Genomic DNA, 14260 nt, shown 5'->3' with positions numbered 1-14260 from the left:
TTTTGTGTTGAAACCTTCTTTTTTCTCTCGCATTTTTGTGGGAGATTTTTATATAATCTGTCATTCCGAATGAAATGACAAACTGTGTGTAAAAACTTAAGTATGGTTTGAGATTGCTCTATTTCGGGCTCTGTACAAGTTGGCTGCACTCCTCGCAATGACATAAAAAAAGAGACCATCGATTGACAGTCTCTTAATATATTTAAATAAAATTCCTTAAAATAATTCTTTTCTGATAATGTTCTGACTTCTTTCAGGACCTACAGAAACCAAATAAACGTTGATTCCTAAATACTTTTCGATAAACTCGATGTATTTCTGAGCAGTATCAGGAAGTTCGTCGTAGCTTCTTACTTTTGTAAGATCTTCGTTCCAACCCGGTAAATCTTGGTAGATCGGCTCGTAGTTGTACAATTTTTCTGTTGAAGAAGTGAAATAATCGATGATTTTTCCGTCTTCAGTTTTATAATGTGTTACGATCTTTAAATTTTCAATTCCTGTAAGAACATCTAATTTCGTAATTACTAAGTTATTGATACCGTTGATCATACAAGCATGTTTCAATGAAACCAGGTCTAGCCAGCCTGTTCTTCTTGGTCTTCCAGTTGTAGCTCCGAATTCACCACCAATCTGTCTGATGCTTTCTCCTAATTCGTTGTCCAATTCAGAAGGGAAAGGTCCGTTTCCTACTCTTGTACAATATGCTTTTGCAACACCGATCAGGTTTTTAAGTGAAGTTGGCGGAACACCCGCTCCGGTACAAACACCTCCAGTTGACGGAGAAGATGAAGTAACGTAAGGATATGTTCCGAAGTCGATATCAAGCATCAACGCCTGAGCTCCTTCAAACAATACGTTTTTACCGTCTCTGATAGCTTCGTTTAATTCTACTTCTGTATCAACGATTCTGTGTTGAAGCTGTTTTCCGATCTCTAAAAATTCGTTGTAAATTTCTTCAACGTCTAATGTCGGTTTTCCGTAATATTTTTCGAAAAGAGAGTTCTTAACTTTTAAGTTTTTCTCAATCTTGTCTCTTAAAATTTCAGGATTCAAAAGGTCTACCATTCTGATACCGATTCTTGCGATCTTATCTTCATAGCATGGTCCGATTCCTTTTTTGGTCGTTCCGATTTGCGTTCCTCCGTGCTCTTCTTCACGGTAAGTATCCAAAAGAATGTGGTAAGGCATGATGACATGCGCTCTTCTGCTGATAAAAATGTGATCGGTTCTTAAGCCTTTGCTCTCGATTTGGTTCACTTCTTTAATGAAAGATTTAGGATTTACCACTACTCCGTTCGCAATGATACACTTCCCTTTGCACTGAAGAACTCCCGATGGAAGAAGGTGTAAAACAAATTTTTCATCGCCTACGTAAACCGTGTGACCAGCGTTGTCCCCTCCCTGGAAACGTACAACGTAATCCGATTTTGCCGATAAAACATCCGTGATTTTTCCTTTACCTTCATCTCCATATTGAAGACCTACAACTACATAAGTTGACATATTTTACTTTTATTTTAGATTCATGCAAAATTACTTTTAAAAAATTGGGTGGGCAAATTTGTGGTGGATTTTATTTTTGGGTGGGTGGAAATCATGTGTTGTATTCGAAATTTTGCAATTGAAATAAAATTAATATTCTAATGATTCTGAAATTGAAAAACACTGTCATGGAAAACATTCCACTTAAAAAATAATTTTGAAAAAATACCAATTATTGGTACCTTTGATTTAAAATTAAAATAATGGCAAAAAACACATCCATACTATTAGGCGATTATTTCGACAACTTTATCAATCAACAGATCAAATCTGGAAAATTCTCTTCTGCAAGTGAAGTTATAAGAACAGCATTACGAATGTTTGAACATGAAGAATCAAAGAAAACAGAATTAATTAACGAATTAAAAAAAGGAGAAAAATCCGGTTTTGAAGAAAATTTTGATCGTAACGAATTTCTGAAAAACCTCCATCAAAAACATTCTGCTGACTCATGAAATACAAAATCAGCAAAGAGGCTTTAAATGATTTAGAAAAAATTTGGCTATATACTTTTGAAATTTGGTCAACAGAACAAGCAGATTATTATTTTGATTTAATAATGAATGAAATTGAGCATTTATCCGAAAATCCAAAATCAGGAAAAGATTATAATGAAATCAGAAAAGGATATTTTCGTTCAAGAGTAAAATCACATTTCATTTTTTACAAAATCAATCTCAAAAATGAGGAAATTGAAATTATAAGAATTCTTCATCAACAAATGGATATTTCATCTAGATTGGATGAATAAAATCAAACGTCATAGGTTTTAGAAACCTATGACGTTTATATAATAATTTGTTATTTCAACAAAACCTCACCCATCACTCCAATCTCCCCCAAAAACACCCCATCATGCGAAATCACCACCAAAGTCCCACGATAATCTTTAATAGAATTTGTGAGAATTTCCACATTTTGAAGATCCAAATTATTGGTCGGTTCATCGAGAATCATCATATCAGGAGCTTTATTGCTGATGGAAAGTCCGCACAGAAGAAGCCTCAAGCGTTCTCCTCCACTTAGAACATCGCACTTTTTGTCCCAACTTTCCTTTCCAAATAAAAATCTTGACAACAAAGTTTTTACTTCAGATTCCTGCAATGCATTATCATTAAATTGTTGGGTAAAATCATAAACCGTCGCATTTTTATCAATCAAAGAATATTCCTGATCAATATAAATTGTATTAAAATCCGACCTCAAAATCTTTCCGACAGTCGGTTGTAAATCTCCCAACAACAGCTTAATCAAAGTCGTTTTCCCCGAACCATTCGAGCCTTTGATAGAAATTCTGTCACCACTCCGGATTTCAAGATTGAGATTTTCTTTCCACAGATTTTCTTCATCATATTTGAAATTAATTTCCTCCGCTGAAACCAAAATTTTTCCCGAATGCAGATTCGAATCATTAAAATTAACCTTCATCTGATCTGCATTTCTCACAGACGAACGCAAATCCCGTAACTCACCGGAAATATCATTGATTTTCTCAGCATGAATCCCTTTTAATTTGGAAGAATTTTTCTCTGCATTATTTCGCAGCGTGTTCATCATAATTCTTGCCACACCCGATTTTTCCTGCTTTTGTTTTCCTCTTGCATCGAGTTTTTGCTTTCGTTCCAAGGTTTCCCGTTCCTTTTCTTTCGCCTTTTTCAGCGCCCGTTCTTTCGAGTGAATATCATTTTGCAGCGCTTCATTTTCGATTTCTTTTTGTTCGGCATAAAAATCATAATTCCCGCCGTAGGTCGAAATTCCCTGATTGCTCAATTCAAAAATTGCATCCACTAAATTCAGTAAAGTTCGGTCATGACTGACGATCACAACCGTCGAATTTGTCTTTTTAATCAAATCATACAACAAATTTCTGCCTTCCAAATCGAGATGATTGGTCGGTTCATCGAGTAAAATAATTTCAGGTTGATTGATTTGAATTCCGGCAAGAAAAACCTTTGTTTTTTGTCCGCCACTCAGACTTTCCAATGTTTGATTTAGATCTAGATTTTCAAGTTTCCAATGCTGTAAAGCGGTTTGACAAAGTTCTTCAATGTCCCAGTCGTCATTTAATATTTCAAAATAAATTTCATCCACTTCCCCGTTGGTTATTTTTTGAAGTGCATTTAATTTTTTGTCAATTTTTAAACATTCTGCAACCGTCAGATGATTAAAATTTCCAAACATTTGCGGAACATAAAAAATATCACCCTGAATATTGATATTCCCTTCCAAAGGCTCAATTTCATTCGCAATGATTTTCAGCAAGGTAGATTTTCCCATGCCGTTACTCCCGACCAAAGCCGATTTTATGTGTGATTGTATCGTTAAGTTGATAGAATTAAATAGCAGATTCCCCGCCGGAAACCCAAAGGATATATTGTGTAGAAAAAGCATGATTTCTTTCTTAATTAAGGTTAGACTTCAATAACATTTTCGTTATTGTTCAATTAAATCTGAAAGAAATTATATCCTACATTATCGTTTTTGGGCTTTGTGAATTGCAAAGGTAAGAATTTTTTAAATATTCTTCATTGTGAAAAAAATCACTTGTCATTCTGACGATAGGAAGAATCTCAACTTTTTTATTACTCATCCCGCATTACTCATTTTTCAGGAGCTATTTCCAGCTATCCACTTATACTCCTCGCACCAATGCTTTTTCCCTCTCTTGCTGCGGGGTAACCGTTACTATCTGGGCTAAGGTTTTTGTCTGTTATTTCAACATTCCGAATAACCATACAATTTGTCATCTCGTAGGGATCTGGACGCGAATCTTTCCTTACTATATTTCTATAAACTTTGCTTAGATCCCTACAGGATAACAAACAAAACGTTGAATTATTGTGGAAATCTCATGGAAAGCAGATTCTTTACTCCGCTTCTGCTCTGTTCTGAATGGCACAACCCAATATTAAGCCCTTTTACCCTACAACTCTAAAACACTCTCAAAAACACTCTTACATCCAAACCTTAAAAAACTTTCATCAAAAATCCGTAACTTTGCCGCCTACTAAAAATTTTATGGAAAGTATTAAAGTTCACGACAAAACTTTTGTTCCTTATTTGGAGGACGCCGAAATTCAGGAGATTGTAAAAGCTACGGCTTTAAAAATTCATGAAGATTACAAGGATGAAGTTCCTGTTTTCATTGGCGTTTTGAACGGAGTTATCATGTTCTTCTCAGACCTTTTGAAGCATTATCCGGGAGAATGTGAGATTGCTTTTATCCAGATGAGTTCTTACGCAGGAACTGAATCTACAGGAATCGTTTATCAGAAAATGGAACTAACGAAGGACGTAAAAGACCGTCACATTATCTTGGTAGAAGATATTGTAGATACAGGAAATACGGTTGAAAGTCTTTTTAAATATTTCAACGAAACGCAACGTCCTAAATCTGTAAAAATCGCTTCTTTCCTATTAAAACCCGAAGTTTATAAAAAAGATTTCAAGCTGGATTATATCGGAAAAGAAATTCCAAATAAATTTGTTTTAGGTTACGGATTGGATTACGATGAATTAGGTAGAAACTTACCGAATTTGTACCAGTTAGAAGACGGACAAATCAACCATTAAATTGCTATGAGCTTTTAGCTTCTGGCTATTAGCTTTTAAAATTATATCTAAAGTAAAAAGTAAATATTAACTAAAAAAGCTAAGAGCTTAAAGCTTACTGCCTAAAGCCTGAAGCAAAATGAAAATTATGATAAACATTGTTCTGTTCGGCCCTCCAGGAAGTGGAAAAGGAACTCAAGCACAAAACTTAATCGAGAAATTTAATTTAAAGCAAATCTCAACAGGTGACCTTTTCAGATTTAACATGAAAAATGATACCGAGCTTGGGAAATTAGCTAAATCTTATATCGATAAAGGAGAATTGGTTCCGGATCAGGTAACGACAGATATGCTGGTTGACGAAATCAGAAAACCTACCGATGCTGCAGGATTTATTTTCGACGGATATCCGAGAACTGCCGTTCAGACAGCAGCGTTAGAAAAAATCGTAAAAGAAGAACTGAATGATGAGATCGATGTTTGTCTTTCATTAATTGTTGAAGATTCAATTTTGGTTGAAAGATTACTGAAAAGAGGTGAAATCAGCGGAAGATCTGATGACAGCAATGTAGAAATCATCGAAAACAGAATAAAAGAATACTACGCAAAAACAGCAGAAGTTGCCGAACTTTACAAACAACAAGGTAAATATGTAGAGATTAACGGTGTAGGAGAAATCAATGAGATCTCTGAAAAACTTTTCGCTGAAGTAGAAAAAGTAAAATAAGGAATCAGGGTTTAGGAGTTAGGTAATAGTTGTTTACGCTAAATTCTAAGCTCTAAGCCCTAAATCCTAAGTCAAAAAATTATGTCAAACTTTGTAGATTACGTAAAGATTCATTGTAAAAGCGGTCACGGAGGCGCGGGTTCTGCCCACCTTCGCCGTGAAAAGTATATTCCTAAAGGTGGTCCTGATGGTGGAGACGGAGGTCGAGGCGGTCATGTTATCATGAAAGGAAATGCTCAGGAATGGACTTTACTTCCACTTCGTTATACCCGTCACGTAAAAGCTGAACGTGGTGAAAACGGAGCAAAAAACCAGTTAACAGGAGCTTACGGAGCTGATGTTTATATTGAAGTTCCTATTGGGACTATTGCTAAAAATGAAGAAGGAGAAATCATTGGCGAAATCCTGGAAGATGGTCAGGAAATCATTCTGATGGAAGGAGGAAAAGGAGGAAAAGGAAATGAACATTTCAAATCTTCTACCAACCAGACTCCACGTTTTGCACAACCGGGAATGGACGGTCAGGAAGGTTTTGTAGTTTTCGAACTTAAAATCTTAGCCGATGTAGGTCTTGTCGGTTTCCCGAATGCCGGAAAATCTACTCTTTTAGCGTCCGTTTCTGCCGCAAAACCGAAAATTGCCAATTACGCATTTACTACTTTAACACCAAACTTAGGAATTGTAGATTATAGAAATTACAAATCTTTTGTAATGGCAGATATTCCGGGAATTATTGAAGGCGCCGCAGAAGGTAAAGGTTTAGGACACAGATTCTTAAGACATATTGAAAGAAACTCAATTTTATTATTTTTAATTCCGGCTGATTCTGAAAGTCATTTCAATGAGTTTAAAATTCTGGAAAATGAATTAAAAGAATACAATCCAGAACTATTGGATAAAGATTTTATTATTTCCATTTCAAAATCTGACCTTTTGGATGAAGAACTTAAAAAAGAGATCGCTACAGAATTCCCTGAAAATAAACAACCTTTGTTTTTCTCAGGAGTTACCGGAGAAGGTCTTGTAGAATTGAAGGATGCTATCTGGAAGCAATTGCATGGATAATAAAACTCGATCTTAAAAAAAATTAAAAGGAGAAACATTTCTGTTTCTCCTTTTTTGTTATAATTTAAAATATTATTATTTTATTTCTTAATAAATTTCTTAGCTATTTTTTCTTCTTTTGTTTCTATATTAATGATATAAGATCCTGCCGGAAGATTCGTAACATCAATTTTATTATTATTTAATATCACATTAATTTTTTTACCGGAAATATCATATACTTCCACTCTATCAATTTTTGAATTAGATTTAATGTTTAAAAGATCAGAAACAGGATTAGGATAGATATCTATCAAATTATTATCAACAGTATTGTCTCTTAAATCTAAATTCAAAGAAATTTTTTGATCATTATTTACCGTTGATCTTTCCTTCGTTTTTTCTGCAAGAATTTCGCAAGGAGCTATCTTTGCAAGAAAATCAGAACCTGCTTTAATGGATGTATTTGGAGCTAAGAGAATAAAATTATTAGCTTTCATTATTATTGATTGATTAGTAACATCCGTAGAATAATTACCCGAAGTAATAATATAATCGTTTACAGAGTAAGTATGATTCACATATGTTTCAGGGTTTTGTAATGCAAGGTCAACTACACATTCTGTCACTCCCGCCCAAGACCAAAATAATGGTTGTGGTAATCCCAAATAAGTGTATTTCCCATTTAGATTAATTGCATTTACATTTACGCTACTTCCTCCATAAGTATCCGGATTATTAATTTTACTTAAATAATCAGAACTAAAATTATTCAAATAAATATCATCATACTTATTCCTTTGCATTCCATAAAAAAACACTCCGGAAGCACCTGAAAATATTTGATTAAATACAGGGAATGACGTTGATGTATCCAAATTAACTGCATATATCTTGTCCTGTCCCAAGTATAATATTTTTCCATATTTACTAAATTCAGAAACGTATGATTTTGAAGTATTAATATTCAATGAAAAATGACTTGTAATTTGCCCTGTAGAATTTTCAAAAGAATATACTTTATTCATATAATCATTTGCAGGCATCCACATATTGATCGAAAGATAGTTGGAAAATGGTTTGAAAAATTCAGTTTTTGGAGAAGCCTTTATTCCGAAATATTTTGTTCCGTCTAATGGGCTTGACAGTCCTAAATTACTTACTACAGGAACCTGATTAAATCCTGTGGTCGACAACCTGTAGCTATATAAATTATTTTCATAAGGAATCACGATCCAGAATGAAGTAAAATCAGAATGCATGACAACCGTGACAGCCTCTGTATTCATTTTATGACCAACACTGTTAAGGATAGGAATACGCTTTAAGCTTGGTAAAACTGTTCCCAGTGGATGACCATCTGTACCGATATTCCCCAGATCCATATCTACGACAGTATAAGCAAGATAAGTACCCGGATTATCTATTTCTGCTGCAGTAAAAATATAATACTGTTTAGGATTAGCCGGATTTTTTACGATAGCAAGCTGCTGAGTAGATAAACCTCCTCCGATACCTGTCCCATTTTGCATCAGCTGATGCTGCCTGTCATAAATATCAACACCATTGGTATAAAACAGCAGTTTTCCATTAGCATCGCTTGCCGTTCCTACTGCTTCTTCTGCATACATCTGGCTGTTTGTAAGCACTACAGGTGTACTTCCCGCAAAATTCACTCCTGCGTTCTGACCAAAATACCAATTATCATTTTCCCCTTGTGAAAACGCAAATATTGGCAATATTATCATTATAATTGTTATATAAAACTTTTTCATATGATTCATTTTATATAATTAATTATTTTACTTTTTTCTCAAGTATTTCAATTCTTTTTTGTTGCTCAATTGTATAAAGTGTAAGTTCTTCAATTTTCTTCAAAAGAAGAATATTCATTTCTTTTAATTCAATTCCGTTGTTGATCGCTTCTTCCGTTGTTGGAACTTCTGGAAGGTGACCGTTTTCATTAATGAATTTTTCTACCTTATTCAGTGGCATCAGCTTATAATCTTTTTCAAAAACATAATCTGCCCATCCATTACTTGCCGCGATATCTACTTTTACTCTTTCAGTTTTGATACCGTCTTTTACAAAAAGTTTATATTTTTCTCCATCCGCAGCAATTCCGTCTGCAGGAAGCTGATTAGTAAACTGGCCGATTCCGATTGTTCCGTTATTTCCTACGATCCAGTTTCCGATATTAAGCTCATTTTCAGGTGCTGTTGAGAAAGGAGTAATATTATTTCCTATTAAAATATTATTATTTCCGCTTACGATATATCTTGCATTAGAAAACCCAAGACTGATATTATAAGATCCCGTTGCTAATGCTCTGTAAGATTCCATACCTACTGCAACGTTCCCTGTTCCTGAGTTCAAATATCTTAATGTACTTACACCAACAACTGTATTGTTGTTTCCTACTAGATTATTTGATCCCAACGCCGCATGACCAACAGCAACATTAAAATTTCCAGATTGAAAAGTTTCCAAGGCATTTACACCTAATGCCAGATTATATAATCCTGATGGTGAATTCCTCATAGCTCCTGAACCAACTGCTGTATTACCATCACCGCTCGTCATTAATGACATTACGTTAGCTCCTACAGCTGTATTTCCTGCTCCTGCAGTATTCTGTGTAAAAGCACCAATTCCAAAAACTGTATTTAATGCAGCTGAAGAACTGTTAACCCCTCCTCCAAAGAACAAATTCTTATCCCAAATCTGTCCAATTGAACCTTGGTTGAAAAATATAAATCTCCCACTAGGTGTAATCTTCATTTGTTCAGTATTATTTGTTTTGAAAACTAATGGCTGATTGTCAAGTGTCCCGATAAAATTAGATGGTGGGTTTGTTCCTGCATTTCCTGAAAGACTCCATTGAGCGTTTGCTGTAATTCCTAATACAGCAGAAAGTAAAACGATTGTTTTTTTCATGGTTAAAAGTTATTTTTTTTAATTCATGACAAATATAATTTAGAAATAATAAAGTAATTTTACTTAATTATGATTTTTTATTATATTTTTATAAGTAAAACAGAGCCATTAACCCGATTCTGTACACAGTACAATCCTCAAAATAACAAAAATTTATCCGAAATATTTTTTCCAAATATTAAATTTCTGTTTAAATCTTTTTATCACTACTTTTGGAACAATTCTTGAATGAGCCCAATCGAAATTTTAAACTATGAAATATTTATTAGCCATTTGTGCATTCGTTTTTTTGTTTTCTTGCAACTCTCAGAAAGCAACTTCAAAATATTCTAAAATTGAATATGAAGCGGGAGCTTGTTTCGGATCTTGTCCTATCTTCAAAATAACAATTAATCCGGACAGAACAGCGGTACTTGAAGCGGAACATTTTAATTTCTCGAAAGGATTTTCAAAAGGGGAATTCGACAAACCTCGTGAAGGAACTTTTAAGGGAACAATTAAAGAAGAAGATTATAATAAATTAATCACCTTATTGGATGGTTTAGACGTAAAAAATCTAAACGAAAAGTATGGTGAAAGAAATGTTACCGATCTTCCAACTTCACATTTGAGAGTCAATTTTGCGGACGGAACTTCAAAGCATGTAGAAGATTATGGTAAAAAAGGAACTGAGAAACTCTCTGAAGCTTACAAGTTTTTTGAAGATCTTAGAAACAACCAGCAATGGACAAAAGTGAAATAACTCACTTAAAAATATTTAAACTACCTTTGCAAAATATAATTCCTTCCTTTTGAAGGAATTTTTATTTAATTAAAAAAACAATTCAATTTGAATTTCACAGATTTAAACTTAATCGACCCTATTGCAAAGGCAATTCAGGAACAAGGATATACCAACCCAACTCCCATTCAAGAAAAATCAATTCCGGATATTATCAATGGTAGAGATTTTTTGGGGTGCGCGCAAACCGGAACAGGAAAAACGGCGGCATTTGCCATTCCTATTTTACAGAATCTTTCTAAAAATAAACCTTTAAATAAAAATATCAGAGCCTTAATATTAACTCCTACAAGAGAATTGGCGATCCAAATCGAGGAAAATATCAAAGCATACGGAAAATATTTACCCTTAAAACATTTGGTAGTTTTCGGAGGTGTAAAACAAGGTAACCAGGAAGCAGCTTTGAAAAAAGGAGTAGACATTTTGGTGGCTACTCCAGGAAGACTTCTGGACTTTATTGCTCAAGGCATCATCAGTCTGAAAAATCTTGAAATCTTCGTTCTTGATGAAGCAGACAGAATGCTTGATATGGGTTTTGTACATGATGTAAAAAGAGTTATCAAACTTTTACCACAAAGAAGACAAACTCTATTTTTCTCGGCAACAATGCCGGCAGAAATTCAGAAACTGGCAGATTCTATTTTGAATAATCCGGTAAAAGTGGAGGTCACTCCCGTTTCATCTACTGCAGAAACGATCAAACAATCGGTATATTTTGTTGAAAGAGATGATAAACTGGATCTTCTTACCCATATTTTAAAGAATGACATTTCAGATTCTGTACTGGTTTTTGCAAGAACGAAACACGGAGCTGATAAAATTGCCCGCAAACTACAGTCTAGCAGTATCTCAACAGAAGCGATTCACGGGAATAAATCTCAGAATGCACGTCAGAATGCCTTAAATAATTTTAAGTCGGGAAAAACAAGGGTTCTGGTAGCTACAGACATTGCTGCAAGAGGAATTGATATTGACGAATTGAAATACGTTGTTAATTTTGAGCTTTCAGACGTTTCTGAAACGTATGTTCACAGAATCGGAAGAACAGGAAGAGCCGGAGCAGAGGGAAACTCGATTTCTTTTGTTGACGGACTGGATTTATTAAATCTGAAAAATACCGAGAAACTGATCGGAATGAAAATTCCTGTGGAAAAAAATCATCCGTTCCACACAGACAATCTTGTTGTTCAGAAAAGGGATTCTAATAACAAACCTTCAGGAGCCGGAAGACCTCAATCTTCAAACTCCAGACCGCAGAACAGCAACAATAAAAAACCAGCTGGTTCAACCCCATCTGTTGGTTTTAAAAAGCCTAAGAATAAGAACTTCACCAGAAAGAAATAAAGAAAAGCCTTCCAAATTGGAAGGCTTTTATATTTTAAATCTGAACGAACATTTTCTTGGCATTTTCTGTTGTAATCCTGTCAATCTCAGAAAAATCTTTTCCGTAAATATCAACCAGTTTTCCGGCAACCAGATCAAGATAAGAGCTTTCGTTTCTTTTTCCTCTGTGCGGAACAGGCGCCAAATAAGGAGAATCTGTTTCAAGAACAATTTTTTCTAATGGAACTTCATTTAAAAACTGATCAATTTTTCCGTTTTTAAAAGTTACTACTCCACCGATTCCCAAAATAAAATTCAGGTCAATCGCATGTTTTGCCTGTTCAAGATTTCCAGAAAAACAATGGAAAATCCCTCGTAGTTTTGAATGTTTTTTCCTTTCCAGTACTTCAAAAGTTTCATCAAAACTTTCTCTTGTATGAATCACAATCGGTAAATCTTTTTCAATAGCCCAATCAATCTGTTGTTCAAAAGCTTTCACCTGAATATCCAATGTTGTTTTATCCCAATATAAATCAATTCCGATTTCTCCGATGGCAGGAAAAGCTCTCTGATCGAGGTATTTTTTGACAATTTCCAACTCATTTTCCCAGGTTTCAGATTTTACATAACAAGGGTGCAAACCCATCATTGAGAAAATCTGATTCGGATATTCTGCCTCCAATTGAAGCATTTTTTCGTGAGATTCTGAATCGATCGCAGGAAGATAAAATTCTGTAATTCCTTTATCTAAAGCTCTATGAATGGCTTCTTTTCTATCTTCATCAAATTCTTCCGCGTATAAATGTGTATGTGTGTCAATCATTTTTTTAAAATTTTAGCAGATCTTCATAAGGATTTTTCAAACCCAGCAATATTCCAAATGCAGGTTCTGTTTTTATCCCTTTCTTCTTTAATTCTATTATTTTTTGCTTAAAATCGTCTCCTTTTTCCTGTAATATTTTGTATTCGACAATCATGTGACGATAAGCATTTTGTTCAGTCGTAGGTTTATTTTGTCCGAAAACTTCGATGGGAAATTCTTCCAGCATGAAATTTAAAACAATTGATTTTTCATCATTAGCTGTTACTTTCTCAAGAATAAAATTTTTGTAATCCTGAAAGTTTTGATTTAAAAATTCAATAAAATCACTCTCATTTTTAACTTCGCAAATTATATCCAGATCACTAGCTTCAATATCAATTTCAATAGGAATTGTTCCGGCTAAAATTGGTGAATAATCCTTTAGTTTTTCAAATAACTTATACTTAGCAAGAACTTCAAAGGCTCTTTTCTGTTTTTCGTTTCCTTTCTTCAAATAATCAATTGTAGTAAAATCAATCATTTAAAAATATTTTATGTTTTACTTTTTGTCGCTGAGCTTCGATTTTTTGGCTTAGCTTTTCTTTAAATTCAATGTATTTGGGATCTTTTTCATCGTCTGTTCTATGTTCTAAAGCTTTATTAATTTTAAAATTTTCTTTAATAAAATCTTTCGTTTCCTCAGAAAAATAAGCAGTTCCGAATTTATCAAAAATATAATTAACCGCCTGATTGTTAGGATGAATCATATCATCTTTATAGAAACGATAATCCCGCAAATCATCCATTAGAATCTCATAAACCGGAAGGTAATGACAGTTTTCAAATTGCGAAATAGTTTCATGAATTGCTGTAATCAGTTTCGACTTACTCAGCTGATTTTCAACCATTCCGTCTTTTGTATGGCGAACCGGAGAAACAGTAAACAAAATCTGAACATCATCCTTACAAATATCCTCTAAGTTTAAAATCGTATTGTACATAGAATCTGTAAGTTCCTGATGTGTTAATAATCTTTTTTCAAAAAACTTTTGAGGAATTTTGTGGCAGTTGGCAACCAGTTTTTGTTTGGGAACAAATTCATAAATAAATGAAGTTCCGTACGTTATAATAACCCAATTTGAATTCTGAAGAAAAGAATTTCCCTCTTCCAGCTTTGAATTGATTTTCTCTAAAGTCTGATGAATATATCGCGTATCAAAACCTGTGTGATGATCTAAGGAGATAAATTCATCGTTAAAAGTAATTAATTCCTCTTCCTGATAAAACTCAGCGTCATGAAGCCTTTTAATAGAATTATTAATCGAAAACGGGTTAAAAATCGTTCCAAAAGGATTATTTATACTCTGTAATTGCCCCTGCTGAAAGAGATCCGACATTTCGGAAGCAAAACAGGAACCTATTGAAAATATTTTATCTTCAACTTCAATTTTCTTCTGCGATTCTTGTATGTCAACTTCCGTCCTGAATTTCATATTATAGGGATTAGGGTTTAGAAGTTAGGGCTTAGCTTTTACCGTTTAAGGAACTCTTT

General features: G+C 34.1%; 14 protein-coding genes. 7 read left to right on the top strand and 7 right to left on the bottom strand.

Features of this window, described 5'->3' with window-relative positions; translation table 11 throughout:
- Positions 1–216: 216 nt before the first annotated feature.
- Entirely contained in the window at positions 217–1503 is a 1287-nt protein-coding gene (locus tag ABD745_RS03830) for an adenylosuccinate synthase (protein WP_344825440.1), read from the bottom strand.
- A 242-nt stretch (positions 1504–1745) separates the two neighbouring features.
- On the opposite strand from ABD745_RS03830, the gene ABD745_RS03825 reads away from it, so the two are divergent.
- Both ABD745_RS03825 and ABD745_RS03820 read left to right on the top strand, forming a co-directional pair.
- Positions 1746–1997 (top strand): type II toxin-antitoxin system ParD family antitoxin, encoded by a 252-nt coding sequence (locus tag ABD745_RS03825; protein ID WP_344825437.1) that lies wholly within the window; start codon positions 1746–1748, stop codon positions 1995–1997.
- A complete protein-coding gene (locus ABD745_RS03820) occupies positions 1994–2293 on the top strand; it encodes a type II toxin-antitoxin system RelE/ParE family toxin (protein ID WP_344825434.1) in 300 nt (99 codons plus the stop codon). The genes ABD745_RS03825 and ABD745_RS03820 overlap by 4 nt, the downstream gene beginning before the upstream one ends.
- 50 nt (positions 2294–2343) lie before the next feature.
- On the opposite strand, the gene ABD745_RS03815 is transcribed toward ABD745_RS03820, so the two are convergent.
- Positions 2344–3933, bottom strand: a complete 1590-nt coding sequence (locus tag ABD745_RS03815; protein ID WP_344825431.1) for an ABC-F family ATP-binding cassette domain-containing protein — start codon at positions 3931–3933, stop codon at positions 2344–2346.
- Positions 3934–4560: 627 nt separating this feature from the next.
- Here ABD745_RS03815 and hpt point away from each other — a divergent pair.
- From hpt to obgE, 3 genes are all read left to right on the top strand, one after another.
- The gene (gene hpt / locus ABD745_RS03810; protein ID WP_344825428.1) at positions 4561–5115 is read left to right on the top strand and encodes a hypoxanthine phosphoribosyltransferase; all 555 of its coding nucleotides are present in this window, start codon (positions 4561–4563) and stop codon (positions 5113–5115) included.
- 127 nt (positions 5116–5242) lie between these two features.
- Complete coding sequence (locus ABD745_RS03805; protein WP_344825425.1) at positions 5243–5821, top strand: adenylate kinase; 579 nt, start codon at positions 5243–5245, stop codon at positions 5819–5821.
- A gap of 81 nt (positions 5822–5902) precedes the next feature.
- Positions 5903–6886, top strand: a complete 984-nt coding sequence (gene obgE / locus ABD745_RS03800; protein WP_344825422.1) for a GTPase ObgE — start codon at positions 5903–5905, stop codon at positions 6884–6886.
- Between the two features lie 80 nt (positions 6887–6966).
- On the opposite strand, the gene ABD745_RS03795 is transcribed toward obgE, so the two are convergent.
- Both ABD745_RS03795 and ABD745_RS03790 read right to left on the bottom strand, forming a co-directional pair.
- Positions 6967–8640, bottom strand: coding sequence for a T9SS type A sorting domain-containing protein (locus ABD745_RS03795; protein ID WP_344825419.1), 1674 nt, complete (start codon positions 8638–8640; stop codon positions 6967–6969).
- 22 nt (positions 8641–8662) lie between these two features.
- Positions 8663–9802, bottom strand: coding sequence for an autotransporter outer membrane beta-barrel domain-containing protein (locus ABD745_RS03790; protein WP_344825416.1), 1140 nt, complete (start codon positions 9800–9802; stop codon positions 8663–8665).
- Positions 9803–10055: 253 nt separating this feature from the next.
- On the opposite strand from ABD745_RS03790, the gene ABD745_RS03785 reads away from it, so the two are divergent.
- Entirely contained in the window at positions 10056–10544 is a 489-nt protein-coding gene (locus ABD745_RS03785; protein WP_344825413.1) for a DUF6438 domain-containing protein, read from the top strand.
- Between the two features lie 87 nt (positions 10545–10631).
- On the top strand, positions 10632–11927 hold the full coding sequence (locus ABD745_RS03780) for a DEAD/DEAH box helicase (RefSeq protein WP_344825410.1): 1296 nt from the start codon (positions 10632–10634) through the stop codon (positions 11925–11927).
- Between the two features lie 34 nt (positions 11928–11961).
- On the opposite strand, the gene ABD745_RS03775 is transcribed toward ABD745_RS03780, so the two are convergent.
- From ABD745_RS03775 to ABD745_RS03765, 3 genes are read right to left on the bottom strand one after another with little or no spacing between them, the layout of a single operon-like run.
- A complete protein-coding gene (locus ABD745_RS03775) occupies positions 11962–12729 on the bottom strand; it encodes a TatD family hydrolase (RefSeq protein ID WP_344825407.1) in 768 nt (255 codons plus the stop codon).
- Between the two features lie 4 nt (positions 12730–12733).
- Entirely contained in the window at positions 12734–13249 is a 516-nt protein-coding gene (locus ABD745_RS03770) for a DUF4269 domain-containing protein (protein WP_344825404.1), read from the bottom strand.
- Positions 13242–14201, bottom strand: coding sequence for a GSCFA domain-containing protein (locus ABD745_RS03765; RefSeq protein ID WP_344825400.1), 960 nt, complete (start codon positions 14199–14201; stop codon positions 13242–13244). Before ABD745_RS03765 ends, ABD745_RS03770 begins: the two co-directional genes overlap by 8 nt.
- Positions 14202–14260 lie beyond the last annotated feature (59 nt).

The sequence above is a fragment of the Chryseobacterium ginsenosidimutans genome (genome assembly GCF_039536845.1).
Lineage (GTDB): Bacteria > Bacteroidota > Bacteroidia > Flavobacteriales > Weeksellaceae > Chryseobacterium > Chryseobacterium ginsenosidimutans_B.
The sequence above is the reverse complement of the archived record's forward strand: the minus strand, read 5'-3'. Positions and strand labels throughout refer to the sequence as shown.

What these genes read in the sequence shown, in the direction of transcription:
- ABD745_RS03830 (WP_344825440.1), bottom strand. Translation starts at nt 1,503, where the DNA reads ATGTCAACTTATGTAGTTGTAGGTCTTCAATATGGAGATGAAGGTAAA.
- ABD745_RS03825 (WP_344825437.1), top strand. Translation starts at nt 1,746, where the DNA reads ATGGCAAAAAACACATCCATACTATTAGGCGATTATTTCGACAACTTT.
- ABD745_RS03820 (WP_344825434.1), top strand. Translation starts at nt 1,994, where the DNA reads ATGAAATACAAAATCAGCAAAGAGGCTTTAAATGATTTAGAAAAAATT.
- ABD745_RS03815 (WP_344825431.1), bottom strand. Translation starts at nt 3,933, where the DNA reads ATGCTTTTTCTACACAATATATCCTTTGGGTTTCCGGCGGGGAATCTG.
- hpt (WP_344825428.1), top strand. Translation starts at nt 4,561, where the DNA reads ATGGAAAGTATTAAAGTTCACGACAAAACTTTTGTTCCTTATTTGGAG.
- ABD745_RS03805 (WP_344825425.1), top strand. Translation starts at nt 5,243, where the DNA reads ATGATAAACATTGTTCTGTTCGGCCCTCCAGGAAGTGGAAAAGGAACT.
- obgE (WP_344825422.1), top strand. Translation starts at nt 5,903, where the DNA reads ATGTCAAACTTTGTAGATTACGTAAAGATTCATTGTAAAAGCGGTCAC.
- ABD745_RS03795 (WP_344825419.1), bottom strand. Translation starts at nt 8,640, where the DNA reads ATGAAAAAGTTTTATATAACAATTATAATGATAATATTGCCAATATTT.
- ABD745_RS03790 (WP_344825416.1), bottom strand. Translation starts at nt 9,802, where the DNA reads ATGAAAAAAACAATCGTTTTACTTTCTGCTGTATTAGGAATTACAGCA.
- ABD745_RS03785 (WP_344825413.1), top strand. Translation starts at nt 10,056, where the DNA reads ATGAAATATTTATTAGCCATTTGTGCATTCGTTTTTTTGTTTTCTTGC.
- ABD745_RS03775 (WP_344825407.1), bottom strand. Translation starts at nt 12,729, where the DNA reads ATGATTGACACACATACACATTTATACGCGGAAGAATTTGATGAAGAT.
- ABD745_RS03770 (WP_344825404.1), bottom strand. Translation starts at nt 13,249, where the DNA reads ATGATTGATTTTACTACAATTGATTATTTGAAGAAAGGAAACGAAAAA.
- ABD745_RS03765 (WP_344825400.1), bottom strand. Translation starts at nt 14,201, where the DNA reads ATGAAATTCAGGACGGAAGTTGACATACAAGAATCGCAGAAGAAAATT.